Source organism: Gordonia sp. UBA7599 (assembly GCA_002477755.1).
Lineage (GTDB): Bacteria > Actinomycetota > Actinomycetes > Mycobacteriales > Mycobacteriaceae > Gordonia.
Genome location: DLKD01000134.1, coordinates 1 through 23,113, shown reverse-complemented (window position 1 = coordinate 23,113; position 23,113 = coordinate 1). Strand labels below are relative to the sequence as shown.

The window sequence follows — 23,113 nt, the reverse complement described above, 5'->3', positions numbered from 1 at the left end:
TGCTGCTCGCCGCCGGACAGGTCGCCCGCCGCGACGGTGTCGCGGCGGGCCAAGGCCGGGAATATGTCGACCACCTCGTCGAAACCCATCGATGACGAGGATGACGCGACGCGCAGGTTCTCCCGTACGGTCAGCCCGGCGAACAACGCGCGATCGTCGGGCACAAGGACCACTCCGCACTTGTTGGCGGTCCGTGGACGTCCGGGCGGGATCTCCTCGCCCTCGACGACGACGTGCCCCGCCAGCTGCGGCAACAGCCCGGCCAGCGTCGTGAGCAGCGTCGTCTTCCCCGCCCCGTTCGGGCCGAGCAATGCCAGAACGTGACCGGCTGGGACGGCGAAGTCGATGTCGCGCGCCACCTCCACCGCTCCGTACCCGACGCTCAACCCGCGGCATTCGAGCACCTGCTGCTCAGTCATCGGCCACCGCCTTCTGTCCCAGGTACGCCGCGGCAACGTCGGGGTCCGTCCTGACCTGATCAGGTGTGCCCTCGGCGATGACCTTCCCGAAGTCGACGACGTAGACGTAATCGCATGCTCCGAAGATGAGGTCCATGTCGTGGTCGACGATCACGATGCCGACCCCGGCGTCGCGGACTTGGACCAGGCGCTGCCCGAGCCGTGCACTCTCTGTGGTGTCGAGCCCGCCGGCCGGTTCGTCGAGCAACAGGATCGCGGGGTTCGACGCGAGGGCACGGGCGATCGAGACGAGTTGCCGCTGCCCTTGCGACAGGTCCGCGGCAGGCCGGTCCCGATGTGCGCGCAGACCGAGCATCGCCAAGACCTCATCGAGTCGCGCGACGGTGTCGCCGCTCGACTCCCCGCGGACCGATGCAAGGCCGACGCGGACGTTCTCGGCGACGGAGAGGTCGTCGTACAGTTCGATGGCCTGGAACGTCCGGCTCAGCCCGGCGCCGACCCGCTTGTGGGGCGGCAAACCGTCGAGGACGGTGGCCCCGATACCGACCCGTCCGGTGTAGTCGGCGAATCCGCTGACTGCGTCGATGACGCTGGTCTTGCCCGCACCGTTCGGACCGATCAGCCCCACCATCGTCCCCGGGCGCACGGTCAGCGACACGGCCTCGACGGCAGTCACACCGCCGTAGGCCACACCGACGGAGTCGAGAAGTAGCGCAGCGTCGCCCCGCCGGTCTTCGACAACCGCGGCCCGGGCATCGACGTCGGGCAGTAACACATCGGCGCCCGCTGAGCCGGCTGCGGCACTGCGGCGCCGCCCCAGCCAGGAGTGCATCGGACCGACGATCCCCTCGGGGTTGAGCACGACCATGAGGATGAGCAGGACGCTCATGACCACCGGGTACCACTGGCCGATGCCGACAGACTCGTCCACGAGGATGTAGACCAACCCGTTGGCCGCCACCAGCCCGGCCAGCAGACCGCCCGATATCGAGGTGGCCCCACAGAGGTAGACCGTGGCGAAGAAGGTCACCGATGCCATGGCCGAGAACGCCTCGAACGTCACAGTCTGCTGCTGATAGGCGAGCAGCGAGCCGCCCAGTCCGGCGATGAAGGCGCCGATGCCGAACGCGGCGACTTTCACACGCACGACGTTGACGCCCGCAGCGGCGGCCGACTTCTCATTGGCCCGCACAGCGAGCATTTGCGAACCGAGTCGCGACCGCCGCAACCAGGCGACGAATAGGGCGACAGCCGTGGCGACGACGACGCACAGCACCCCGAATGCGACACGCGGATACTCCAGGCCGGTGCCGACCGCCAGGTCCAGTCCGAACAGCCGCGGCGGCACGACGGCGACGCCGCTCGACCCGACGACGTCGATGTTGCGGAACCAGACCGCCTCGACCGCGAAGGCCATCGCCAGCGTCACGACCGCCACGGCGAGACCGCGGATGCGCAGGGCGGGCAGGCCGATGAGGACACCGATCGCAGCGGCGATCAGCGCGGCCAGCAGGGGTGCCCACGGAAACCCGAGGTGCCAGACCCGCGCCAGCGGCCCGACCAGGAAGCCGGCGACCCCCGCGATCGTCAGTTGCGCCAACGAGATCTGACCGGCGTATCCCGTCACCACGACGATCGACAGGGCGATGACGGCCATGATGATCGAGATGATCAGGCCGGCTCGCAGCCGCTCGGACAGCACGAGCAGCCCGACGACGGCGATCGCCGCACCGAGCACGGCCGGCACGAGCACCCGGTTGGGCCGCGGCGCGGAGCCGAGGCTCTTCAGGATGACGGCCCCTCGCGCGGGCAGCGGCTTGGCCCGGACCACGAGCACCGCCACGATCAGAAGGAGCGGGACCATCTCCGGGAGACCCGAGCTGGGCAGGACCGAGTGCTGGCTCGCCATGCTGCCCACCCACGACCCCAACATGCCGATCGCCAGCCCAGCGACGACGGCCACGATCACCCGGTCGAAGCGGGCCACGATCGCCGCAGCCAGAGCAGGAACGATGAACAGCGTGTACGCAATCGGAACGACCGGAACGATCGGCGTGATGAGGACACCGGCCAACCCGGCGACGGCGGAGCTGATGACCCAATTGATTGCGGCCAGCCGATCCGGGGAGAGACCGCTGACGTAGGCGCCGCGCTCGGTCTCGGCGGCGGCCCGGGTGGCCAGACCGAACCCGCTGTAGCGGTAGAACAACCAGACGACCACGCCCAGCAGCAGGACCGTGATGGCGAAGTAGACCCGGTCGGCCTGCACCGGCGTCCCGTCAATGCGCCAGATCGTGGACGGGAAGATCGCCTCGGACGCCATCGCCGAGGTGCCCATCCGCACGACGAATAGGGCGGGGATCAGCAACGAGACACCGAGCGCGGCGACGGCTCGCGCGACCATCGGCGCGGTACGCAGGGGCCGGAACACCAGCAGATAGAGCACGAGGCCCAATAGTGCCGACGCCGCGACACCGATCAGCGCGGCCGGGACGAATCCCAGGTCGGTGCCGATGTCGACGGTGGCGGGCAGACCGGGCACTGGCACGATGAGCTCGCCTTGGCGCAGGTAGGCGTACACATAGGCGCCGAACAACGCGATTGCCCCGGTCGCAAAGTTCACCACCCCGGAGCTGCGGTACGTCAGCACAATCCCGAGCGCCAGCGCACCGAAGACGGCACCGCTGCCCGTCCCGAGCAAGAGGAACGCGAGGTTCTCCAACCCGAACTCCCTCATTGGATTAATTCTCTAATTGATTTAGAGATTAACACCCATTTACGACGAAGTGTCCCAAATCGGACTTCTTCGACGAGCAGCTCAGGAGAGGCCGGTGACGGCGAGCCACAGCGACGGCTCGTCGAGCACCAGCTCGCCGATCCGCCGGTTCCACTGCGCCTCCCCGCCCGCCTCGCTGCTGTAGGCCAGTGCACGCAGCGTGAAGTGCCGCAACTGGTGGTCGAGCGTGAATCCGATGGCACCGTGGACCTGGTGCGCGATAGCGGTCACCTGCCGCGCAGCGCGGGCGGCCTGCGCCTTGGCGACGGCGACGGCGAAATGTGCCCGGGTCGAGTCGAACCCGTCCACCTCGACGGCGCGCACCGCGGCGTCGTGCGCCGCGCGGGCAGCCGTCACCTCGCCCGCCGCGACGGCGATCAGATGTTGGACCGCTTGGAACTTCGCCAGCGCACGGCCGAACTGGACGCGCTCGATTGCGTGCTCGGTCGTCAGGGCCACTGCGCCCTCCAACGCGCCGACCGTGCCGGCCGACCGCCCCAGCGCCGCTCGGTAGGACCACTGCTCCGACGTGCCCGCTGGCAGCTCGACGAGCTCGTCGTCGGCCACCTCTAAGTCGAATCCGACGGTGTCGCGGGGTTCGTGCGCGAGGTTGACCCCCGGCTCGATCGACGCCGAGGCAGTCGGTACGACGACGAGCACCGCACGATCCCCTGTCGTGCCGCACACCACTACCGCATCGCAGTCGCGCGCCCACGGCACCCGCTGCGCCACCCCGGACACCCGCGTCGTCCCCGCGACGGCCGGTGACAACTCGACTGCCGCACACGCCGACGTCAACGGCCCCGCGGGGACGGAGCGGCCCGCCGTCGAGAGCAGCCACGCGGCTAGAAGATCGCACTCGGCCACTGGGATCGGTGCGGCGAAGCGCGCCGCCTCCTCGATCACCGTCGACGATTCGGCAATGCCCGCGCCGCTGCCGCCCGCACCGTCGGGAGTACTCAGCAGCGTGAGCCCGGCATCGGCCAACGCCTCCCACAGCGGGGGATTCCAGACGGGGGCCACTTCGGGCACCAGCAATGCGTCGGCGCCCAGTGACGCGAAGATGTCGTCGGCGAGGCCCCGCAGGTCTGCCAGGTCGTCGCTCATCGCAGCCCCATTCCTCGCGCGATCACACCGCGCAGCACCTCGGTGGTCCCGCCGCGCAGGGTGAACCCCGGTGCGTGCATCAGCGCCTCGGCGGACAGGCGCGCCAGCTCGTCCGTCGATGTGGGGTCCGGCTCGATCCGGGAGCCCGCCATGACCTCGTCGATGACCTCCCGCTCAAACTGCGTGCCGAGGTCCTTCACCAGCGCGGCCGGTAGGTCCACTGCCGCCCCCTCGGTGAGGGCGCCAGCGACTGCCAGGGAGAGTTGACGCAGTGTTGCGGCGCGCGCGGCGATCCGACCGAGGCGCTCCAGGTCCGCGTCGACGACCTCCGACGTCGGGGCGCCGCGCAGCGACTCGGCAAAGGCCTGCGCGAGCGGGAAGGTCGACAGGATCCGCTCGGGCCCGCTGCGTTCGAACGACAGCTCCGAGGTGACCTGCTCCCAGCCGTCACCGGGTGCGCCCAGGACCAATTCGTCGGGCACGAAGACCCGGTCCAGCACGACTTCGTTGAAGTGGTGGTGACCGGTCAGCAGCTTGATGGGCCGGATCTCGATACCCGGCGAATCCAGATCCACGATGAACTGGCTGAGGCCGTCGTGACGGTGAGCAGGATCCAGCGGTTCCGAGCGCGCCAACACAAAGAAAGCGTGAGCGTGGTGGGCACCCGACGTCCACACCTTGGTGCCGGTGATTTCCCAGCCGCCGTCGACCTGATTGGCCCTGGTCCGCACGCTGGCCAGGTCGGACCCGGATTCGGGCTCACTCATCCCGATCGCGAAGTAGGTTTCGCCGCGCGCGATCCCCGGCAGATAGCGCCTGCGCTGGTAATCGGTGCCGTGGCGCATCAGCGATGGCCCCACCTGCCGGTCGGCAACCCAGTGGGCGGCCACCGGCGCCCCGGCCGCCAACAGCTCCTCGGTGACCACGTAGCGCTCCAGGTGTGAGCGGTCGTGCCCGCCGTACTCGCTCGGAATGGTCATGCCCAGCCAGCCGTGTTCACCGAGGCGGCGGGTGAACTCCGGATCCCATCCGGCGATCCAGGAGTCGACCTGCGGCGTGAACCGCCCGGCGGCGAGCTCGTCGGCGAGGAACTCGCGGACCGCAGCGCGTAGTGCCGCCATCGCCTCGGTCTGTGCGGGCACCGGCGGCACCAGCGGGGTCGTCGTCATGGCAGGTCCTACCGGGGCAGTCCGAGCACGCGCTCGGAGATGATGTTGCGCTGGATCTCCGACGTGCCGCCGTAGATCGTCTCGGCACGGCTCAACAAGAAGAGCCGTTGCGCGAAGCCTAGGCCGTCGACACCCCGGCCCGCGGTCACCAGGCCCTCCTGGCCGGCGACGTCCATCGCGAGTTCGCCGAGGATCTGGTGGGCCCGCGACGCGAAGAGCTTGCTGCAGGTCGCGGCGGCGTCGGCGGCATGATCACCGGCCACAACGCCCTCCAGCACCCGCATACTCGTGGCGCGCATGATCGCGACCGACGTGTAGGCGGCGGCGATACGGTCGGCCAGCCGGGCGTCGTCCGCCGCCCCGTTGCGCTTAGCAGCTTCGACGACGACGCCGACTTCACGCTCCATCGCGAGTTGGATCGGCAGCAGGGCTGAACCGCGCTCGTAGCCCAACGTCGACATCACGACCCGCCAGCCGCCGTTGACCTCACCCACGACCATGGACTCGTCGGTGCGCGCGTCGGTGAAAAAGCACTCGGCAAATTCGCCGGATCCGGCGAGGTTCTTGATGGGCCGGACCTGCACGCCGGGCTGGTCGACGGGCACCAGCAACAGGGTCAGCCCGCGATGGCGCAGCGAGGCATCAGGATCAGTGCGGCACAGGACGTAGAGCCAGTCGGCGCGGTCGCCGAACGTCGTCCACACCTTCTGGCCGTCGATGACCCACTGTCCGTCGGACAGTCGTGCCTTCGTCGAGACAGAGGCGAGGTCCGAGCCGGCCGTCGGCTCACTGAAGCCCTGCCCCCACACCTCGTCGACGGACAGGATCGCCGGGATGAAGCGCGATTTCTGCTCGTGCGTGCCGTACTCGAGCAACGTCGGGCCGAGCAGTTCGAGGGCCTGTTGGTTCACCCGCGCAGGAGCTGCGGCGCGTGCGTACTCGTATTCGAAGATGATCTCCTCGATCAGCGACGCGCCGCGACCGCCGTACTCTTTCGGCCAGGTCAGACCCAACCAATGGCCAGCCGACAGCTCCTTCTCCCACGCGATCCGCAGATCCCAGTGCGAGTCGTCGGTCGGGCTGCCCACCCCGCGGTACTCGGCGAACTCGCCGACGAGGTGTTCGTCGAGCCATGTGCGCACCTCGTCGGTGAACGCGGCGTGCTCGGCTCCGAATTCGATGTCCATGTCGCAGGCCCTCAGAGGTTCAGCGGGCGGTAGGGAGCGAACGATGGAGGCCGCTTCTCGACTAGCGCGCGGACACCCTCTTGGAAATCAGGCTGTGCCTTGGCAAGGGTCAGCAGGTGCTGCGCACGCACGCGCGCCTGCTCCATGGTCTGCTCGGAATCGCGCCACACCTGCGACTTGATCATCGCCATCGCCACCGGCGAGACGCTCGCGACGATACCCCGGGCGTAGTCGACTGCCTCGGCCAGCACGGTCTCCGGTTCACACAGACGCTGAACGACGCCGAGTCGCTGCGCCTCATCGCTGAGGAAGACGCGCCCCGACACCATCAGGTCCATAGCGTGGGCCGGGCCGACGAGCCGCGTCAGCATCCACGCCGACGCGTCCTCGGCGGGCAGCCCCCGGTGGGAGAACGCAGTGGTGAATTTCGCGCCCGTTGCCGCGAACCGGTAGTCGAAGCACAGCGCCTGCACAAGACCGATGCCGGCACAGGAGCCGTTGATGGCACCGATGATCATCTTCGGGACGGTCGTCGCATAGGTCTGCGGGCGACGGTTGCTGGTGTAGGCCGACCCGCCGCGGATGTCGTCGAGGACCTGCGGGTCGAGTCCGGCGCAGAAGGTGTGCCCCGCGCCGGTCACGACGATCACACGCACCGCTTCGTCGGCGGTGGCGCGGTCGAGCGCCGTGTAGAACGCGTCCTCCATCGCCGAGGTCCACATGTTGCGGCGCTCCGGGCGGTTCCAGGTGATCACGGCGACGCCGTGGTCGTCGACCTCGTAGAGAACCTCACTCATCGACTGCCTCCCACACCGGGCCGACCGGCGGCAACGGCTCGTTCTTGTCGCCGGTGAACGCCGGCGGACGTTTTTCGATGAACGCGGCCACACCCTCGGCGGAGTCGGATTGGCGGCCCATCCAGCGGAAGTACTCCCACTCCCGGTGGAAGGCGGCTTCCCGGTCGTCGCAGGCGAGTAATTCGTAGGCCAGTTGCTTGGTCAGTCCGACGGCCAGCGGCGCGGTCTGCGCGGCGATCTCGTCAGCGATCTCGTAAGCCCGGACCAGCACCTGATCGCCCGGCAGGGCCTGCGTCGCGATCCCCATCTGCGCAGCCTCCGCCCCGGTGAACAGGCGACCGGTCAGCAGCAGCTCAATGGCCGTAGAGAACCCGACGAGACGCGGCAATAACCACAGCGAGTTCTGTTCGGGGATCAGCCCGCGGCGGGTGAAGACGAAGCCGTACTTCGCGGTCTCGTTAACGATGCGGATGTCCCACTGCATGGGGAAGGTCAACCCCAGCCCGACGGCCGCGCCGTTCATCGCGGCGATGATCGGGGTGCGCATCTGCCACGGGCGCGGCCGGTGCGCCATCATCTGCCGGGCGAGCGCGGTCTGCTCGTCGTCGAAGGCGAAGTTGGCCCCGCCGGGCTCCATATCGGCGCCCGTGGAGAAGAACCGGCCGCGGCCGGTGACGACGATCGCCCGCACCGCCGGATCGGCGTCGAGTTCGGCGAGGCGCTCATGCAGCTCGACCTGCATGGCCGAGATGAAGCCGTTGCCGCGGTCGGGACGGTCGAGCCACACCGTGGCGACCGGGCCCGCCCGCTCGACGCTGATGCCGTTGACTGGGGTCACGGTCAGACCTTCGGGTTCCCGGCGGCGTCGACGTTGGGCTTGGCTTCGGCCACCAACTTGGGAAGCACGTCGCCGATCTCCTCCGGCGTCCACGGCGACATCTTCTCCTCGCCCGGACCGGGGCGCCACCCCTCGGCGACGCTGATCAGGCCGCCCTTGACGTTGAAGACGCGCCCGGTGATCTCCGCCGCCTCCGGCGAGGCGAGCCACACGACAGGCGGGGCGATGTTGGCCGGCGACCCGGCGTCGAACCCGGTCTCCTCCTTAATCTTCTCCATCTTCTCGACGTAGGCGCCCAGGCCCGCGGTCATCTGCGTCAGGGCACTCGGGGCGATCGCGTTGACCGTCACCCCCAGCCGGGAGAGCTCCTCGGCCAAGATGACGGTGAGCCCGGCGATCGCGGCCTTGGCGGCGCCGTAGTTCGACTGCCCGGCGTTGCCGTAGAGCCCCGTCGGCGACGACGTGTTGATGATCCGCGGATGCGAGACCGGGTTGTCGGACTTGGAGCGCTCGCGCCAATAGTTGACCGCATGTCGGGTCGGGCAGAACGTGCCGCGCAGGTGGACGCGGATGACGTCGTCCCACATCTGAGGATCCATGTTGACGAACATCTTGTCGCGCAGGATGCCGGCGTTGTTCACCAGCACGTGCAAGTCGCCGAAGGTGTCCAGGGCCGTCGCGATCAGGCGCGCCGCACCGTCCCAGTCGGACACATCGTCCTTATTGGCGACTGCTTGCCCTCCCTCGGCAGTGATGAGCGCAACCGTCTCGTCGGCGGCACCGAGGTCGTTCACGACGACCTTGGCGCCTTCACGCGCGAAGGCCAGCGCGTGCTCGCGGCCGATGCCGCCGCCCGCGCCGGTGATGACGACTACGCGTCCGTCGTGCAGTTCCATGGTGAATGTCTCCTGATTGGTCTGTCGTGGTTGTCTGTCGGTGGGGTGGTCGTGCGCCAGCTGTTCAGGCCGGCGGTTCGCCGAAAACGGCGAGGGCGTTACGGCCCAGGAAGTTGGCGCGGGACTCCGGCGGAAGGTCGATCGCGCGGCCCTCGGTGATCGTCCGGTCGAACGGCAGGATCGGGTAGTCCGAGGACCACATGAGCTTGGTGTTATTGCGTTTGCGCTGGACGTTCCAGATCTCCTCGGGCACGTACTTGGGCGCCCACCCCGACGTCATCGCGTAGACGTTGGGATGCTTGATCAACATGGAGACCGTCTCGCTGATCCACGGGTCGCCGAGATGGGTCATCACGATCTTGAGTTCGGGGAAGGCCAGTGCCACCTCGTCGATGAGGATGGTCCGCTGCAGCTTCGCCGGCTTCATCGGGCCGGGGGCGCCGACGTTGAAGGTCATCACCGCGCCCTCGTCACAGGCCGCGGTGTACATCGGGTAGGCCAGTTTGTCGTCGATCGGGATCCCGGTGAACATCGGGCACACGCGGATACAGGTAACGCCGTACTCGCGAACGGCGATCCGAACGAGCTTGGCCGCGTCGTAGGCCAGCCGCGGGTCGATGCCGACGGCGAGGACGAAGCGGCCCGGGTACTCCTGCGCGACGGCAGCCAGGCGCTCACACGCGTTGCGCACGACGGCCTCACCGGACTGGATCCCGTTCACGAACGGAGGGGTGATGTCACGCGGGTACTTGGTGAGCACGCCACCGGAGATGCCGAGTCGGTCCATCTCGGCCACCACGTCGGCCATGGTCTCGCCGCCCTCGTAGGAGCTGTCGCTGCGCTTGAATCGAGCCACGACCGACGGATCAGGCGTGACCTCACCCGGTGCGTAGGGCAGGTTGATCCACGAGTCGAAGACACGCGGCTCCGCCTCGTCGGCGGTGTGCGCGGTGGGGGTCATCTGGTCGGCCTTCCTGCTGGCGGTCTCTGCTGGCGACGCTGGTCTGCGGGTCGTCGGTCTACCGGCCGCGGAAGACCGGGGGGCGCTTGTCCTTCATGGCGGCGAGCGCCTCGGCCGCGTCCTCGGTCGCCGCGACGACCGCGAAGTGCGACGAGATCAGGTCCAGCGCGGTCCGCAGGTCGGTGCCGGCCGACTGATAGGTGGCGCGCTTGATCATCCGCACGGTCACCGGCGGCGAAGCCGCGATCTGCGCGGCCAGCGCAGTGGTGGCCTCGGCGAGGTCCTCCGGGTCGACGACGCGGTTGACCATCCCGATCCGGTGGGCCTCGTCGGCGGTGACGAAATCACCGGTCAGCAGCAGCTCCAGCGCCTTGGAGGTACCCACCAAACGCGGCAGGTAGTACGCGCCGCCGTCGCCGGGGGTCAGGCCCACTTTGACGTAACCCTCCGACATCCGGGCCGAGCGCGAGGCGATGCGCAGATCGCACATCAGCGCCATGTCCAGCCCGGCGCCGACGGCTACCCCGTTGATCGAGGCGATCACCGGCTTGTCGAGCGCCTCGAGTTCCAGGGCGACCCGGTGGATCTGGTCGTGCAGCTGGGACTTCCGCTCCAGCGGCGTGAGGTCCGGGTTGGCATTGGAGATCGACGAGAGGTCCACGCCCGAGCAGAACGCCTTGTCCCCGGTCCCCGTGAGGACCACGACCCGGACGTCGTCATCGGTGCGTGCAGTCCTCAGGAGCTCGGCCCATTCGGCGACCATGTCGAAGGTGAACGCGTTGCGCTGCTCCGGCCGATTGAGCCGGATCGTGCCGATCCCGTCGGCGACCGACCATTCCAGATCTGCCACCAGGCCCGCCCCTTTCCTGTCGGTCGATATCGCTTAATTCATTAGTTATTTGTACTATAGATCTATCGGGATGCCAACCGGCATGCATACAGGTGAAAGAGATGGGGATGACCGAACTCGGCACTGGATTGCCGCTCACCGCGGCAGACCGCGACTTCCGCGACGAGGTGCGGGATTGGTTGGCCGACAACCTCACCGGCGACTTCGCCGGACAGAGCCATCGCGGCGGGCCCGACGACGACGACAACTGGGAGCTGCGCCGCGAATGGGAGCGGCGACTCGGCGCGGGCAACTGGCTGGGTTTGTCGTGGCCGGTCGAGTACGGCGGGCGCGGTGCGACCCTCTCCCAGGAGATCCTGTTCGCGATGGAGTACGCGGGCGCGGGCGCACCGCCGCGCGCGGCATTCCACGGCGAAACCTTGATGGCGCCCACCGCCCTGCACTACGGCACGCCAGAGCAGAAGCAGCGACTCCTGCCACCGATGGCGCGCGGTGAGACCGTATGGTGCCAGGGCTATTCCGAGCCCGGTGCCGGCTCCGACCTCGCCGCCATCAGCACTAAGGCGCGACTGGAGGACGACACCTGGGTCGTCAACGGCCAGAAGATCTGGACGACCTTCGCCCATCACGCCGATTGGATCTTCGCAATCGTGCGGACCGAGCCCGGATCCACGCGTCACGCCGGACTGTCCTACATGCTGATCCCGTTGGACCAGCCGGGAGTCCGCGTGGTGCCGATCCGCACGATGCTCGGCGACAGCGGCTTCAACGAGGTCTACTTCGACGATGCGCGCACCAGCAGCGACAACGTCCTGGGCCCGACCGGGGAGGGATGGAAGGCGGCGATGACGACGCTCGGCCACGAGCGCGCGACCTCGGTCCTGAACTACCAGTTCTCGTTCCGCCGCGAGATGGCCACCGTCACCGAGATAGCCCGCAGACGGGGCGCCACCGCTGATCCGATCCTGCGCGACCGTCTCATCGACTCGATCATCGGCCTCGAGATCATGGGCTACAACAACCTGCGCACCCTGGGCACCGCCCTGCGCGACGGCGAGTTCGGCCCCGAGGCGTCGATCGGGAAGTACTACTGGTCCACCTGGCACAAGAAGTTCACCGAGCTCGCGATGGACATCCTCGACACCGACGGGTGGCTGGGCACCGAGTGGGGCGACGGACCCGACGGCGACGCCGAGACCCTGCGACGGGCCTTCGTTCGTGCCCGGGCAGAGTCCATCTACGCCGGGACCAGCGAGATCCAGCGCAACATCATCAGCGAACGGGTGCTGGGCCTGCCGCGCGAGCCGCGCCCGTCGGGGGCGGGCCGATGAGTGCCGCGCGGGGCCCCCTGCACGGGATCCGGGTCCTGGACCTGAGCCGGATCCTCGCGGCTCCACTGGTGGCACAGATGCTCGGTGATCTCGGTGCCGATGTCGTCAAGGTCGAGAGGCCCGGTGCCGGAGACGACTCCCGCCGCTACGGCCCGCCCTTTCTGCACGACGGGGACGGCGAGCCGACCAATGATGCCGGCTTCTACCTGGCCTGCAACCGCAACAAGCGCTCCATCACCGTCGACCATTCGACGCCTGCGGGCGCGCAGATCATCGCCGACCTCGCCGCCCGTGCCGATGTGCTGATCGAGAACTTCCGCAGCGGCGTGCTCGCCAAGTACGGCCTCGACCACGAGACGCTGCGCGGAGCCAACCCAGGACTGGTCTACTGCTCGATCACCGGCTTCGGCCAGGACGGCCCGTACGCCCAGCGTCCTGGATACGACGGCGTTTTCCAGGCGATGAGCGGCATGATGAGCGTCTCCGGGGTTCCCGACGGCGAGCCCGGCGCGGGTCCGATGAAAGTCGGGGTGTCGATGGTCGACATTCTGACCAGCCTGTACGCCGGCAACGCGATCCTCTCCGCACTGTGGCATCGGGACACCACCGAGAACGGCGAGGGCCAGCACATCGACATGTCGCTGCTCGACTGCGGCCTGGCCTCCCTCTCGCACTACGCGCAGAACTATCTGATCTCCGGTGCCGCGGCGCCACGGCGGGGCAACGGTGGCTTCGGCGGAATCCCGTCGCAGACGTTCACCGGCTCCGACGGGGAAGAGTTCTTCCTGGTCGCCAGTACGCCGGCGCAGTGGCGCGGCGTCGCCGACGCGCTGGAGCGGCCCGATCTGTTGACGGATGAGCGCTTCGCAGATGTCTCGGCACGCATCGCCAACCGGGATGTGGTGATCGAGACGCTGGACCGTGCGTTCGCGGCGCGACCCGCGCGCGAGTGGGTGGACCTCCTCGAGGCGCGCGACGTGCCGGTGAGCCCGGTCAACGACATGGACGGCGTTTTCGCCAACCCGCAAATCCGCCACCGCAACATGCGGATGACCATCGAGCATCCGGTCGCCGGGCCGATCGACCTGCTGCGCAATCCGATCGTGCTGGGCTCGACGCCGATCACCGACTACGCACCGCCGCCGACGCTGGGGCAGCACACGCGCGAGGTACTCGCCACCGAACTCGGCATGTCCGATGAGCAGATCGACAAGCTGGTGGCCGACAGAACGGTGTGACCGCTCAGGACAGCAGTTCCACCAGGGTGGTGTCGGAGTCGCCGACCATGTACTGCTCGACCTTCTTGAGGTGGCGGCGCCACGTCTCGGCCGCGCCCGCAGAATCCCCGTCGCGCAGGTGGTTGAGCAGCCGCTTGTAGGCCCGCAGGGCCAGCTCGTCGGCCTGCCGCTGCTGGTCCTCGCCGTGGACGGACATGAACATCGTGTTATGCGCTTCCATGATGTTCAGCAGCATGCCGGCCAGCACCGAGAGGGTCTGCAACCCGCTGAGGTCGATCAGCTCCTGGTGGATCGCGGTGTCGATCTGCGCGAACTCCACCGCATCGTCGAGCGCCTTGCCGGCGCGGTCGACGAGATCCTCGAGCGGCTGGAGCTTCTTGGCCGTCATCCCTGAGAGCGCCCGCACGGCCGCGACCTCGATCTCGGTTCGCGAGCGATAGACGTCAGCCAGGGGCACCTCGTGGAATTGCAGGAGCAGCCCCAGGTGCCGCGCGGCTATCGACGGGTCCGGGGCCAGTGCACGGGCACCGCCGTGCGCACCCCGCAACACCGTGATCAGTGACTCCGATTCAAGGATCCGGAAGGCCTCACGCATCGTGGGCCGCGAGACGCCGAACTCCTCCATGAGCAGGGTCTCGCTCGGCAGCGGGTCCCCGGGCGAGATGGCACCGGTGACGATCCTGCGGCGCAGGTCGGCGGCAACGAGTTCCCCTGCTTTGGGAACCCGCACCACGCGCGAACCGGCGGCTGCCATCGCGGTCCTCCTCATGGAATGAGACGTACGCCCGCAATGAGGCGGACTTTTGTATTGATTGAGATTACTATCCCGACGCTCGGACCCCGGGCAACGCGCGTCACGGCCGCGTCTTCTCGATCAGCCGCTGCGTCAGCTCGGCGTGCTCGGCGGAGTTCACACTGGCCCGTTCAGCGTGCAGCGCCTGGTCGAGCAGACCCGTCAAGACCCGGGTCACGTGTGTGTTCAGCAACCGCTTGGTGTCCTGGAGAGCACGGGCCGGCACCTCCGCGAGCCGCTGAGCGAGCTCCACCGCGGCCGGCACGACCTCCTCGGCGGGCACCACGGAGTTCACCAGGCCCAACTCGCGGGCCGTCGTGGCGGGGATGCGGGCGCCGGTGAAAACGTACTCTTTGGCGCGCATCAGCCCGATGGTCAGGGGCCACAGCAACGCGGCGCCGTCGCCGGGCACCAGGCCTACACCGAGGTGCGGGTCGGCGATGAAGGCCGATTCTGCGGCGATCGCCATGTCACATAGGGTCACCAGGCTCGCACCCAGCCCGACGGCCGGACCGTTGACCGCGGCGATGAGCGGTTGAGGCAGGTCGACCATCGAGCCGACCATGCGCCGCGCCTCGGCGAAGACCTCGTCCTGGATGTCCTGGTCGCGCTGGGTGGCGACCATCCGAGGGAAATCACCACCGGCGGAGAACGCCCTGCCCGCCCCGGTGAGGACAACGGCCCGCACGGTGGTGTCGGCGGCGATGACGTCCCAGATCTGCGCAAGCTCACGATGCATGACGGCATCGGCGGCATTCATCGCCTCCGGCCGGTTCAAGGTCACCACTGCCACCGGCCCCTCGTGGCGGATGGCAATGGTCTGGAAGCTCGCCGTGGTCGACGTCTCCGACATGATGGGCACCTTTCGGGTCGTGCCTACGATTGATCCAATTAGTTCATCTATTGTACTATTTACACAAGCTGTCGACCACCGAACGCGAGGAGCGTCAATGAGTCTGACCCCCAGCCCGGAGCGCGAGGAACTGCGCTCGGTGGTGCGCAAGTTCCTCGTCGCACACTCCGACGAGGAGCAGGTCCGCCGGCAGATGGACCTCGGCGCCGGCTTCGACGCGTCGACGTGGAAGCTGATGGCACAGCAGATCGGGATCCAGTCGCTGATGATCCCCGAGGAGTACGGGGGCGCCGGCTTCGGATTCGGCGAGATGGCGATCGTCCTCGAGGAGGCCGGACGCGCGCTGCTGTGCGCGCCGCTGCTGTCGACGGTGCTGGCCACCACCGCACTCCTGTCTGCCGACGATGACGCGGCCGCCGCGGCATTGCTCCCCGGTATCGCCGACGGGACCGTGATCGCCACCGTCGCCATCGCCGACGACAACGATCCCGGCCCCGACGGTGTCCGCCTCGCAGCCGAACCGGCTGCAGACGGGGCCGGCTGGCGGCTGACCGGGACCAAGCCGTATGTGCTCGACGGTGCCGATGCGGCACTGATCATCGTCGCCGCCCGCACCCCCGCGGGCGTCTCACTCTTCCTCGTCGACTCCGGTGCCGACGGCTTCATCGCGACCAACCTGCCCACACTGGACCTCACCCGACGCCTGGCGAGCCTGGAGTTCGCTGACACCCCCGCCACTCTGTTGGGGGGCGAGGGCGCCGGGTCCGCAGTGTGTGATCAGGTGCTGCGCACCGCCGCGGTGGCGCTGGCGTGCGAACAGGTGGGCGGGGCGGCCAAGGTCCTGGAGACGACCGTCGAGTACGTGAAGACGCGCGAGCAGTTCGGCCGTCCCATCGGTTCCTTCCAAGCCGTCAAGCACCGCCTGGCCGACATGCTGGTCCAGCTCGAGTCGGCCCGGTCGGCGGCCTATTTCGCGACCGCCGCACTGGAGTCGGAGTCCGACGAGGCACCCGTCGCCGCGTCGATCGCGAAGTCGTACTGCAGCTCGGCGTACTACGACATCGCCGCGGAGAGCATCCAGTTGCACGGCGGCATCGGGTTCACCTGGGAGCACTCCGCGCACCTGTACTTCAAACGCGCGAAGGGATCGCAGACGATGTTCGGCACGCCTGCCTACCACCGCCGACTGATCGCCGTCGAACTCGGTGTCTGAATCGGTGGGCGCGCCGGACGGACTCCTTGCGCTCCTGTCCGTCGAACCGCAGCCCGACGGGACCTACCTGGGCGGTGTGGTAGCGGGATCGCAACTGACCCGGCTCTTCGGAGGCCTGGTCCTCGCACAAGCGCTGGCGGCCGCGGGCGCCAGTGTCAAAGCCGGCCGCGCGCCCCACTCGTTGCACGCGTACTTCCTGCGCCCCGGCCACACCGAGGAACCGGTCCGCTACCGCGTGGAGTCGCTCCGGGACGGTCGGGCGTTCACCACCCACCGGGTGACTGCCGAGCAGGCCGGACGGCCCATCCTGACGATGATCGCCTCCTTCCACGTGCCCGAATCCGGACTGGCCCACCAGATCACCGCCCCCGATGCCCCCGATCCGCACACGTTGCGCAGCGTCCACGACTGCTCCGACACCGAACCGGTCATCTACCGGGAGTGGCCGTGGATCGACCTGCGCCGGGTGCCCCGCACTGACGGTTCCGAACCCACCCGTGCTCGCGTCTGGTGCCGAGTCCTCGAATCACTGCCCGACGATCCCCTGGTGCGAGCATGCGCACTGGCCGCCATCGCGGACTTGAGCTTCTTGTCCGTCGTGCTCTGGACCCACGGCCTCGGCATGGAGCACGACGGCTACATACTCGCCTCCCTCGATCACGCAATGTGGTTCCACCGACCAGTGCCCGACCAGGACTGGCTCCTCTACGACCAGCAGTCGCCCTCGTCAGCAGACGGGCGCGGCATGGCCACGGGCAACATCTACAGCAGCGACGGCGCGCTGCTGGCCACCGTTGCCCAGGAGGGTTTGCTCCGCCCTCTGAGCACCGAGTAGGCGTACCGAACGACGGTCAGTAGCGCATGTGGATGCCGGCGGCCACGTTGACGGTCTCGCCCGTCATCGTCGGGCAGCGGTCCGACAGGAGAAAGGATGCCGCTTCCACGACGTCGGCGACGTCGACGAGGCGCCCGAGCGGTGCCCGTGCGAGCTCGGCCTCCTTCATGTCCGGGTGCAGGGCATCGATGAAGCGGGTACCGGTCACCATGCCCATGGACAGGGTGTTGACGCGGATCCCGTACGGTCCGCCCTCATGGGCACAGCTGCGCGTCAGCACGCCCAGGCCACCCTTGGACACCGCGTACGGCGCTTCGATGCCCGCGCCCCCGACATCGGGGGCGTAGGTAGAGACGTTGAGGATGACGCCGGGCAGACCGGCGTCACGCATCTGCGTCATCGCCAGCTTCGACAGCATCCACGGGCCGCTCAGGTTGACCGCGAGAACGCGGTCCCAATCAGCCGGGTCGTAGTCGAAGATCGAGCCCATGATGTTGTAGGCAGCGTTGTTGACCAGCATGGTGATCGGCCCGAGCTCGTCGCGCACCCACCCGGCGACCTCGACGATCTGGTCGCGGTCACCGACGTCGAGTTGCTTGGCCACAGCACGTCCACCGTGGTCCGCGGCGATTGCTTCGGCAACGTCGACGACGCGGCGCGCGTGTGAATCGGTGACCACGACGGTAGCGCCGTCGGCCGCGAGGCGCGTCGCGATCGCCTGTCCGATGCCGCCGCCCGCCGCACCGGTCACCAGTGCGATCCGTCCCGATAGTTCGTCGATCATCACACCTCCACAGTCAGTTCGTGCTTGCGCAGTTTGCCCGTCGGGGTCCGCGGCAGTGAATCGACGACGTCGATCCGGCGCGGTTGTTTGAAGCCTGCCAGCCGTTCCCGGCAATACTGTGCCAACTCGCCGACCAGTGCGTCGGCGTCACCATCGGGGTCACTGGGCACGATCAGGGCTACCGGGACCCGCCCCAGGCTTTCGTGCGCAGCCCCGACGACGGCGACGTCGAGGACTCCCGGTGCCATGATGAGGGCGTCTTCGATCTCTCGCGGATAGATGTTCACGCCGCCGGCGATGATCAGGTCGGATCGGCGGTCCACCAGGTAGAGATAGCCGTCGTCGTCGAGATAGCCGAGGTCGCCCACCGAGAAATAGCCGTCGGGGTGGTCGCGGCGCGCGGGTGCGTCCACGGCTGCGCCGTGGTAGGCGAACTCCGGAATGTCGGCGAACCAGATCGTGCCCACCTCGCCGGGCGGCTGCGGTGCGCCATCATCGTCGGCGATGAGCGGTCGCCCTAGCGCCGGACGCCCGACCGAACCCGGGTGGGCCATCCATTCGTCACTGGTGATGAAGGTGGCGCCGACGCCCTCGGTGTTGGAGTAGAACTCGTACAGGATCGGGCCCCACCAGTCGATCATCGCGCGTTTGACCTCGACCGGGCAGGGAGCGGCGGCATGGACCGCGGCGCGCAGCGTGCTCAGGTCGTGGGCGCGGCGCACGGACTCGTCGAGCTTGAGCATCCGCACGAACATCGTGGCCACCCACTGGCTGTGGGTCACGCCGTGGCGCTCGATCAACGACAGCGCCTGCTGTGCGTCGAAGGACTCCATCACCACGACTGTGCTGCCCTGTCGGTGCGTTCCCATTGACCAGGCCAGCGGGGCAGCGTGGTAGAGCGGTGCGGGACACAGGTAGACGTCGCCGGGCACCATGCCGAGCCGCCCTGCCAGCCACTTCCCGGGGACGTCGGGATAGCTGCCCAACGGTCCGAGGCCCAGTGGCCGCTCGATCCCCTTGGGACGGCCACTGGTGCCCGACGAATAGAGCATGAAGTCGCCCTCGCACTGGTCGGGCAGCGGCGCATCGTCGGTTTGGGCGAGCATCGACTCGTAGTCCGCCCAGTCGTCGAATCCCTCCCGCGGCCGATCGACCATGACGAGCAGGTGCGCCGACACGGGCAGCGCGGCCACCGCGATCGGTGCCAAGGCCGCCGACGTGACCACCGCCATCGGCTCGCAATCGGCAAGGATGTGGGCGACCTCCGGCGCTGTGAGATGGGAGTTGACACCGACGTAGCGCAGCCCCGCACGCTGGGCCGCCCAGGCGGTCTCGAGGAACTCGGCGCGATTCTCCATCAGGATCGCGATGGTGGACCCTATGGACGCGCCACCGTCGCGCAAATGGCGCGCAACCCTCATCGACCGGGAGTCGAGCTCACCGAAAGTGACCCGGCGCCCGCTCGGCTCGACGATGATCGCCGGCTGCGCGGCCCACTGCGCCGCGAACGGCGACGAGGCTGGTTCGTCGATCGTCACTGTGGGCCTAGACGGAGAGCACCGTGACGGCGCCAGTTCCCGGTGAGCCGTAGAGGTGCGTGTATCCGACCCGGTGCGGTCCGGGGACCTGGCGGTCGCGGGCTTCGCCGCGCAGTTGGACGACGATCTCGTGGATCTGGCGCAGGCCCGACGCACCGATCGGCTCACCGTTGGCCATGAGGCCGCCGTCGGTGTTGACCGGCAGCCGGCCGCCGATCTCGGTGGCGCCGTCGGCGATGAGCTTCTCCTGCTCGCCGTCGGCGCAGAACCCGTTCTCCGCGAGGTGGATGACCTCCGACCCGGCGTCGGTGTCCTGCAGCTGGACGACGTCCACGTCCGACGGGCCGAGCCCGGCGGTCTCGAACGCGGCGCGAGACGCGTCGACGGTCGGGCTCGGTGCTGCCGCGGCCGGCAGCGACGGGCTCTGCATCTCGAATGCACCGAAGCGCCGCGTGCGCAGTTCGGCGGCCAAGACGTGCACCGCTCGCGAGGAGAACTCCGCGGCCCGGTCGCGCCGACACAGGATCACCGCCGCGGCACCCTCGTTGGGCGCGCAGTACATGTACTGGGTCAGCGGGTAGTTCAGATATGGCGCGGCGACGACGTCGGCCGCGCTCATCTCCTTGCGCCGCCACGCCTTTACGTTGCGCGCGCCGTTGCGGAAGTTCTTCTCGGCGACCCGACCGAGCGTCTCTGCGGTGATGCCGTGTTGGTGCATGTAGCGATTGATCTTCTGCCCGAAGAAGTGGGTGGTGAGAAACAGCCCGGTCTCGCCGTACCAGGCCGGCAGCCCGAGGGCCTGCGGGTCACCGCCGAACGCACCGCGCGGATGCTTGTCGAAACCGACCGCGACAGCGATGTCGGCCTCGCCGTTCTCGATGGAGCGCGCCGCCTCGGCCAGCGCCGTGTGGCCAGTCGCGCACCCGTTGAACACACCGAAGAACGGGATCCCCGTCAGCCCCAGCTTGCCCACGATCGCATCCGGGTTGGACACCTCGTAGCTGCCGGCGTAGCCGCGCTGCACCTGGTCCCATCCGATACCCGCGTCGGCGAGCGCTAGTCGGATTGCCTCGGCGCCCATGTCCAGGGCGGGCTTGTCGCCGAACCGCCCGAACGGGTGCAGCCCGACACCGATGATCGACACGTTGCGCATCAGGCCTCCCCCGCCTCGTTTGCAGCCGGGTCCACCGGCGCGAAGCCGAAGGTCTCGACGCTTCGCACCGGGTCGCCGGCGAGGTCGAACGGAATGGTGACCGTTTCCATCAACGCGCCGATGACCAATTGTGCCGGGTCGTTCACCGTCAATCTGCCCTCGACGAGGATGCCCTCGGGGAACTCGACGTAGCCGACCGCGTAGGGCTCGAAGTCCCCCGGCGCCCCGGCGTACGGAGGTGAGGGCGGCGGAAACTCCTGCGTCGTCCACGTGAACAAGGTCCCGCGGGGCGACAGCAGGATCTGCTCGACGTCGCCGGCAGCCCCCTGATCGCCGGTGAGCGCGGGGAAGTCGACGACCCCGGTCGCGGTGCGCCGCGACGCCACGAGGCGTACGGCACCGTCGTCGCGCACAAACAGGTCGGCCGCAATGGTTCGGAAGTCGATGGCACGGGGCAGCCTCTCGTTCGGCGTCGACATTGACACGTTATTAGTTAATGTATTGTACTGATTACGGCGCTAACCGCAACAGCGCCGCTCGTCGCCAGTCAAAGGAGATCCTCATGCGTGATGCCGTCATCGTCGAAGCGGTTCGCAGCCCGATAGGCAAGCGCAACGGCGGCCTCGCCGGGACCCACGCTGTCGAGGTGTCCGCCCAGGTGCTGACCGCCCTGGTCGCGCGGGCGGGCCTGGATCCCGAACTCATCGACGACGTCCACTGGGGCAACGTCATCAGCATCGGCCAGCAGTCGGGCAACATCGGCCGCATGGCCGTCCTGGGTGCTGGCTGGTCCGAGGCAATCCCCGGGTTCACCATCGACCGGCAGTGCGGGTCGTCGCAGCAGGCTATCTCCACCGCGGCCGCCACAGTCGTGTCCGGGCAGGCCGACATCATCGTCGCCGGCGGTGTGGAGATGATGTCCAACGTCCCGATGGGGGCGGCCACGGTCGAGGGCACCGGCCAGATGGGTGGACCGGCGGTGACCCGCTACAGCACGGAGCTCGCCGAGTTCCCCGGCTTCCACGGACGGTTCAACCAGGGCGCGGGCGCGGAGAAGATCGCCGCCGACTATGGGCTCTCCCGTACCCAGCTCGACGAGTACTCGGTGCGCTCGCACGAACGCGCCGCGAAGGCCCAAGCCGCCGGGGACTTCGAGGCCGAGATCACTCCGATCACCACGGCTGCCGGCACCGTCGACGCCGACGAGGGCATCCGCCCCGGTTCGTCGGTGGAGAAGCTCGCCACTCTAAAAGCACCGTTCATCGAGAACGGCGTGATCACCGCGGGCAACGCCTCGCAGATCTCCGACGGCGCCGCCGCACTGCTCATCACCACCTCGGAGAAGGCAGCCGAACTCGGGCTCACCCCGATCGCCCGCGTGCACACCGCCGTCGTCGCCGGCGACGACCCGGTCAAGATGCTGACCGGACCAATCCCGGCGACCGCCCTGGCACTGAAGCGCTCGGGCCTGTCGATCGCCGACATCGACGCCTTCGAGGTCAACGAGGCCTTCGCCCCGGTGCCGATGTCGTGGCAGATCGAGACGGGCGCTCCCGACGACAAGCTCAACCCGATCGGCGGTGCCATCGCACTCGGCCACCCGCTGGGCGCCTCGGGGGCCCGGATCGCGACGACCCTGATCAACCACCTGCGCCGCACCGGCGGCCGCTACGGCCTGCAGACGATGTGCGAGGGCGGCGGCACGGCTAACGCCACCATCTTCGAGATCCTGTAAATCATGCGGCCTCGGTGGCCGCATTGGTTTACACCAGTGAACAGGTGTCACAATAGCCACTGACCTGCATATTTAAGCCTTGAACTCGAATGTGTGTTCGGGTAATGTTGGGTCATGGACACCACGACCGCCACCCCGGAACAACCGGCGGTCGACCATGCCCAGATCGGTGCCAACACCGACGATTTCGACGTCGATCCCGGTGTGTGGGACATCCCCGATCCGTGGGATGAGCCTGACGCGTTCGATGATGAGGCGTTGTGGGTCAAGCGGGCCGCCTCGGTGGGTCCGGCAGCATCGTTGGCGTTGGGGGACCCGGCCTGGACGGTCGATGTGTTGGGTCATGCGCGGCGGGCGAATGCGATGTTGGCGTGGATCGAGTACCGCGAGATCGGCGTGATGCACACGGTGCTGTCCGAGACAGGTAAGCCCGAGGCGTCGGCGCGGGGGGTGCGGATGCTCGACATCGAAACCCAGGCCGCCGCCCGGATCGCGATGAGCCAAGGACTGACCCAACGCCAAGCCGACAAGTGGTTGGGCGAGGCGATCGCCATGCGCGATCGTCTCCCGGTGGTGGGGCGGTGTCTGCGTGACGGGGTCATCAGCCCGCGGCAGTTCCGGTTGGCGGTGGCGCGCACCG

22 protein-coding genes are annotated in these 23,113 nt (G+C 68.3%); 6 read left to right on the top strand and 16 right to left on the bottom strand.

The window, feature by feature from the left end; all coding sequences use genetic code 11:
- The 10 genes from B4L26_RS15070 to B4L26_RS15025 form a co-directional block, all read right to left on the bottom strand.
- A partial coding sequence (locus B4L26_RS15070) for an ATP-binding cassette domain-containing protein (protein ID WP_290720038.1) occupies positions 1-419 on the bottom strand: 419 nt, incomplete at its 3' end.
- Complete coding sequence (locus B4L26_RS15065) at positions 412-3,156, bottom strand: branched-chain amino acid ABC transporter permease/ATP-binding protein (RefSeq protein ID WP_290720037.1); 2,745 nt, start codon at positions 3,154-3,156, stop codon at positions 412-414. The genes B4L26_RS15070 and B4L26_RS15065, both read right to left, overlap by 8 nt.
- 81 nt (positions 3,157-3,237) lie before the next feature.
- Entirely contained in the window at positions 3,238-4,302 is a 1,065-nt protein-coding gene (locus B4L26_RS15060) for an acyl-CoA dehydrogenase family protein (protein WP_290720036.1), read from the bottom strand.
- Positions 4,299-5,471, bottom strand: a complete 1,173-nt coding sequence (locus tag B4L26_RS15055) for an acyl-CoA dehydrogenase family protein (RefSeq protein WP_290720034.1) — start codon at positions 5,469-5,471, stop codon at positions 4,299-4,301. The genes B4L26_RS15060 and B4L26_RS15055 overlap by 4 nt, the downstream gene beginning before the upstream one ends.
- Before the next feature lie 8 nt (positions 5,472-5,479).
- Positions 5,480-6,658, bottom strand: a complete 1,179-nt coding sequence (locus tag B4L26_RS15050; protein WP_290720033.1) for an acyl-CoA dehydrogenase family protein — start codon at positions 6,656-6,658, stop codon at positions 5,480-5,482.
- 11 nt (positions 6,659-6,669) lie between these two features.
- The gene (locus tag B4L26_RS15045; protein ID WP_290720032.1) at positions 6,670-7,455 is read right to left on the bottom strand and encodes an enoyl-CoA hydratase-related protein; all 786 of its coding nucleotides are present in this window, start codon (positions 7,453-7,455) and stop codon (positions 6,670-6,672) included.
- A complete protein-coding gene (locus B4L26_RS15040) occupies positions 7,448-8,293 on the bottom strand; it encodes an enoyl-CoA hydratase-related protein (protein ID WP_290720030.1) in 846 nt (281 codons plus the stop codon). The genes B4L26_RS15045 and B4L26_RS15040 overlap by 8 nt, the downstream gene beginning before the upstream one ends.
- 2 nt (positions 8,294-8,295) lie before the next feature.
- A complete protein-coding gene (locus B4L26_RS15035; protein ID WP_290720029.1) occupies positions 8,296-9,189 on the bottom strand; it encodes an SDR family oxidoreductase in 894 nt (297 codons plus the stop codon).
- 64 nt (positions 9,190-9,253) lie between these two features.
- A complete protein-coding gene (locus B4L26_RS15030) occupies positions 9,254-10,150 on the bottom strand; it encodes an amidohydrolase family protein (RefSeq protein WP_290720028.1) in 897 nt (298 codons plus the stop codon).
- 58 nt (positions 10,151-10,208) lie between these two features.
- Positions 10,209-11,000, bottom strand: coding sequence for an enoyl-CoA hydratase/isomerase family protein (locus tag B4L26_RS15025; protein ID WP_290720027.1), 792 nt, complete (start codon positions 10,998-11,000; stop codon positions 10,209-10,211).
- Positions 11,001-11,101: 101 nt separating this feature from the next.
- On the opposite strand from B4L26_RS15025, the gene B4L26_RS15020 reads away from it, so the two are divergent.
- Positions 11,102-12,331 (top strand): acyl-CoA dehydrogenase family protein, encoded by a 1,230-nt coding sequence (locus B4L26_RS15020; RefSeq protein ID WP_409563496.1) that lies wholly within the window; start codon positions 11,102-11,104, stop codon positions 12,329-12,331.
- The gene (locus B4L26_RS15015; RefSeq protein WP_290720026.1) at positions 12,328-13,569 is read left to right on the top strand and encodes a CaiB/BaiF CoA transferase family protein; all 1,242 of its coding nucleotides are present in this window, start codon (positions 12,328-12,330) and stop codon (positions 13,567-13,569) included. The genes B4L26_RS15020 and B4L26_RS15015 overlap by 4 nt, the downstream gene beginning before the upstream one ends.
- A gap of 4 nt (positions 13,570-13,573) precedes the next feature.
- Here B4L26_RS15015 and B4L26_RS15010 read toward each other — a convergent pair whose 3' ends face one another.
- Positions 13,574-14,323 carry a FadR/GntR family transcriptional regulator gene (locus B4L26_RS15010; protein ID WP_290720025.1) on the bottom strand — a complete coding sequence of 250 codons (750 nt, stop codon included), beginning with the start codon at positions 14,321-14,323 and terminating at the stop codon, positions 13,574-13,576.
- A gap of 100 nt (positions 14,324-14,423) precedes the next feature.
- Positions 14,424-15,215 (bottom strand): enoyl-CoA hydratase/isomerase family protein, encoded by a 792-nt coding sequence (locus B4L26_RS15005; protein WP_290720024.1) that lies wholly within the window; start codon positions 15,213-15,215, stop codon positions 14,424-14,426.
- A gap of 97 nt (positions 15,216-15,312) precedes the next feature.
- Between B4L26_RS15005 and B4L26_RS15000 the strand changes: the two genes are divergently transcribed.
- On the top strand, positions 15,313-16,428 hold the full coding sequence (locus B4L26_RS15000) for an acyl-CoA dehydrogenase family protein (RefSeq protein WP_290720023.1): 1,116 nt from the start codon (positions 15,313-15,315) through the stop codon (positions 16,426-16,428).
- Positions 16,421-17,263: an acyl-CoA thioesterase gene (locus tag B4L26_RS14995; protein ID WP_290720021.1), complete on the top strand. Its 843-nt coding sequence runs from the start codon at positions 16,421-16,423 to the stop codon at positions 17,261-17,263. Before B4L26_RS15000 ends, B4L26_RS14995 begins: the two co-directional genes overlap by 8 nt.
- Before the next feature lie 16 nt (positions 17,264-17,279).
- On the opposite strand, the gene B4L26_RS14990 is transcribed toward B4L26_RS14995, so the two are convergent.
- From B4L26_RS14990 to B4L26_RS14975, 4 genes are read right to left on the bottom strand one after another with little or no spacing between them, the layout of a single operon-like run.
- The gene (locus B4L26_RS14990; RefSeq protein WP_290720020.1) at positions 17,280-18,047 is read right to left on the bottom strand and encodes an SDR family NAD(P)-dependent oxidoreductase; all 768 of its coding nucleotides are present in this window, start codon (positions 18,045-18,047) and stop codon (positions 17,280-17,282) included.
- On the bottom strand, positions 18,047-19,585 hold the full coding sequence (locus B4L26_RS14985) for an AMP-binding protein (RefSeq protein ID WP_290720018.1): 1,539 nt from the start codon (positions 19,583-19,585) through the stop codon (positions 18,047-18,049). Before B4L26_RS14985 ends, B4L26_RS14990 begins: the two co-directional genes overlap by 1 nt.
- A gap of 7 nt (positions 19,586-19,592) precedes the next feature.
- Positions 19,593-20,741, bottom strand: a complete 1,149-nt coding sequence (locus tag B4L26_RS14980; protein WP_290720093.1) for a thiolase family protein — start codon at positions 20,739-20,741, stop codon at positions 19,593-19,595.
- The gene (locus B4L26_RS14975; RefSeq protein ID WP_290720016.1) at positions 20,738-21,217 is read right to left on the bottom strand and encodes a Zn-ribbon domain-containing OB-fold protein; all 480 of its coding nucleotides are present in this window, start codon (positions 21,215-21,217) and stop codon (positions 20,738-20,740) included. Before B4L26_RS14975 ends, B4L26_RS14980 begins: the two co-directional genes overlap by 4 nt.
- Positions 21,218-21,300: 83 nt before the next feature.
- Here B4L26_RS14975 and B4L26_RS14970 point away from each other — a divergent pair, with 83 nt between their 5' ends.
- Together B4L26_RS14970 and B4L26_RS14965 are read left to right on the top strand one after the other, a co-directional pair.
- On the top strand, positions 21,301-22,473 hold the full coding sequence (locus B4L26_RS14970; protein ID WP_290720013.1) for a thiolase family protein: 1,173 nt from the start codon (positions 21,301-21,303) through the stop codon (positions 22,471-22,473).
- A gap of 114 nt (positions 22,474-22,587) precedes the next feature.
- Positions 22,588-23,113 (top strand): DUF222 domain-containing protein (locus B4L26_RS14965; RefSeq protein WP_290720012.1); only part of this gene is annotated, 526 nt, incomplete at its 3' end.

Excerpts from the sequence above, each read along its gene's own strand:
- B4L26_RS15000 (WP_290720023.1), top strand. The coding sequence starts at position 15,313 with ATGAGTCTGACCCCCAGCCCGGAGCGCGAGGAACTGCGCTCGGTGGTG.
- B4L26_RS15035 (WP_290720029.1), bottom strand. The coding sequence starts at position 9,189 with ATGGAACTGCACGACGGACGCGTAGTCGTCATCACCGGCGCGGGCGGC.
- B4L26_RS15005 (WP_290720024.1), bottom strand. The coding sequence starts at position 15,215 with ATGTCGGAGACGTCGACCACGGCGAGCTTCCAGACCATTGCCATCCGC.
- B4L26_RS14970 (WP_290720013.1), top strand. The coding sequence starts at position 21,301 with ATGCGTGATGCCGTCATCGTCGAAGCGGTTCGCAGCCCGATAGGCAAG.
- B4L26_RS15015 (WP_290720026.1), top strand. The coding sequence starts at position 12,328 with ATGAGTGCCGCGCGGGGCCCCCTGCACGGGATCCGGGTCCTGGACCTG.
- B4L26_RS15030 (WP_290720028.1), bottom strand. The coding sequence starts at position 10,150 with ATGACCCCCACCGCGCACACCGCCGACGAGGCGGAGCCGCGTGTCTTC.
- B4L26_RS15045 (WP_290720032.1), bottom strand. The coding sequence starts at position 7,455 with ATGAGTGAGGTTCTCTACGAGGTCGACGACCACGGCGTCGCCGTGATC.
- B4L26_RS15055 (WP_290720034.1), bottom strand. The coding sequence starts at position 5,471 with ATGACGACGACCCCGCTGGTGCCGCCGGTGCCCGCACAGACCGAGGCG.
- B4L26_RS15050 (WP_290720033.1), bottom strand. The coding sequence starts at position 6,658 with ATGGACATCGAATTCGGAGCCGAGCACGCCGCGTTCACCGACGAGGTG.
- B4L26_RS15010 (WP_290720025.1), bottom strand. The coding sequence starts at position 14,323 with ATGGCAGCCGCCGGTTCGCGCGTGGTGCGGGTTCCCAAAGCAGGGGAA.
- B4L26_RS15060 (WP_290720036.1), bottom strand. The coding sequence starts at position 4,302 with ATGAGCGACGACCTGGCAGACCTGCGGGGCCTCGCCGACGACATCTTC.
- B4L26_RS15065 (WP_290720037.1), bottom strand. The coding sequence starts at position 3,156 with ATGAGGGAGTTCGGGTTGGAGAACCTCGCGTTCCTCTTGCTCGGGACG.
- B4L26_RS14990 (WP_290720020.1), bottom strand. The coding sequence starts at position 18,047 with ATGATCGACGAACTATCGGGACGGATCGCACTGGTGACCGGTGCGGCG.
- B4L26_RS15020 (WP_409563496.1), top strand. The coding sequence starts at position 11,102 with ATGGGGATGACCGAACTCGGCACTGGATTGCCGCTCACCGCGGCAGAC.
- B4L26_RS14975 (WP_290720016.1), bottom strand. The coding sequence starts at position 21,217 with ATGTCGACGCCGAACGAGAGGCTGCCCCGTGCCATCGACTTCCGAACC.